This is a genomic window from Streptomyces capoamus, assembly GCF_014654935.1.
GTDB lineage: Bacteria > Actinomycetota > Actinomycetes > Streptomycetales > Streptomycetaceae > Streptomyces > Streptomyces capoamus.
This window is the reverse complement of sequence record NZ_BNBF01000007.1, coordinates 182,874-184,546: the sequence shown is the minus strand read 5'-3', so window position 1 is coordinate 184,546 and position 1,673 is coordinate 182,874. Positions and strand designations below refer to the sequence as shown.

Below are 1,673 nucleotides of genomic sequence, written 5' to 3'. Positions count from 1 at the left end.
CCTGCTGGTGTGCCTGGCGAACACCCCGCGCGCGGTGCTGTCCCGGGAGCAGCTGCTGGCCGAGGTCTGGGACTGGGCGGACGCCTCCGGCACCCGCACGGTCGACAGCCACATCAAGGCGCTGCGGCGGAAGATCGGCGCCGAGCGCATCCGCACCGTGCACGGGGTCGGGTACGCGCTGGAGACGCCGAACCCGTGAGCACCGACGGGCGTCAGGCCGCACGGAGGAGCCCCGGGACCCTCGCCGAGGAACCCTGGGGCGGCGTACGCCCGTTCTCGATCAAGACCAAGCTGGGCGCGCTGGTCGTCATCTCGGTGCTCATCACCACCGGTCTGTCGATCGTCGCGGTGCACACCAAGACGGAACTGCGCTTCATCACGGTCTTCTCGATGATCGCCACACTGCTCATCACGCAGTTCGTGGCCCATTCGCTCACCATGCCGCTGGACGAGATGAACGCGGTGGCCCGCTCCATCTCCCAGGGCGACTACACCCGCCGGGTCCGCGAGAACCGCCGGGACGAACTCGGCGACCTGGCCCAGACGATCAACGTCATGGCCGACGAGCTGGAGGCCCAGGACAGCCAGCGCAAGGAGCTGGTCGCGAACGTCTCGCACGAGCTGCGGACCCCGATCGCCGGGCTGCGCGCGGTGCTGGAGAACATCGTGGACGGCGTCACCGAGGCCGACCCGGAGACCATGCGGACCGCCCTGAAGCAGACCGAGCGGCTGGGCCGGCTGGTGGAGACGCTGCTGGACCTGTCCCGGCTCGACAACGGCGTCGTCCCGCTGAAGCTGCGCCGGTTCGAGGTGTGGCCGTACCTGTCGGGCGTGCTGAAGGAGGCCAACATGGTCGCCTCCGCGCGCGCGGCCATGGCCACCGGCTCCGGCAGCCACACGCGCACCGACGTCCACCTGCACCTCGACGTCTCCCCGCCGGAGCTGACCGCGCACGCGGACCCCGAGCGCATCCACCAGGTCGTCGCCAACCTGATCGACAACGCGGTCAAGCACAGCCCGCCGCACGGCCGGGTGACCGTACGGGCGCGGCGCGGGCCGCAGCCGGAGTCGCTGGAGCTGGAGGTCCTGGACGAGGGTCCCGGCATCCCCCGGTCCGAGTGGCACCGGGTGTTCGAGCGGTTCAACCGGGGTGCCGTCACCCGGCCGCACGGCCCGGGCAGCGACGGCGGTACGGGGCTGGGGCTGGCGATCGCCCGGTGGGCGGTGGACCTGCACGGCGGCCGGATCGGTGTGGCCGAATCCGAGCGGGGCTGCCGGATCATCGTCACCCTCCCGGGCCTGACTTCCGTGCCAAGTTGACGTAAAGTCCGAACCGGAAGGACAAGATCCACGTCGGTCGCCGCCGCTCCGCACGACCCGGACCCGTGTGATCAGGCCAGGCCCGCGCCACCCGTCGAACGAAGACGCGCCGGGCCCGCGCCGGCGCACCCTCTCACATGCGGAACCACGCTTGTTTCCCGCCATTTCAAGCCCTGAAACAAGATTCTTGATGTGACTTACGCGACGATGACCTTGCCCGACCTGACCTTCCCCGCCGGGGAGGCGTAGCCTTTATTCCCGCTGTCCATCACCTTGTGAAGCGGAAGAGGGCGGTTGCCGCCGTGTCGCCACAGTCCCCCAGTAACTCGAGCATCTCCACCGACGACCAAGCC

Annotated in this window: 2 protein-coding genes; both read left to right on the top strand. The window is 69.9% G+C overall.

The genetic code is table 11. From position 1 onward, the window contains the following. Positions 1–199: winged helix-turn-helix domain-containing protein (locus IE312_RS39935; protein WP_229899696.1), on the top strand; the 199-nt coding region annotated here is incomplete at its 5' end. After that, positions 196–1,320, top strand: coding sequence for a HAMP domain-containing sensor histidine kinase (locus IE312_RS13875; protein WP_189981584.1), 1,125 nt, complete (start codon positions 196–198; stop codon positions 1,318–1,320). The genes IE312_RS39935 and IE312_RS13875, both read left to right, overlap by 4 nt. The last annotated feature ends 353 nt before the right edge of the window (positions 1,321–1,673 follow it).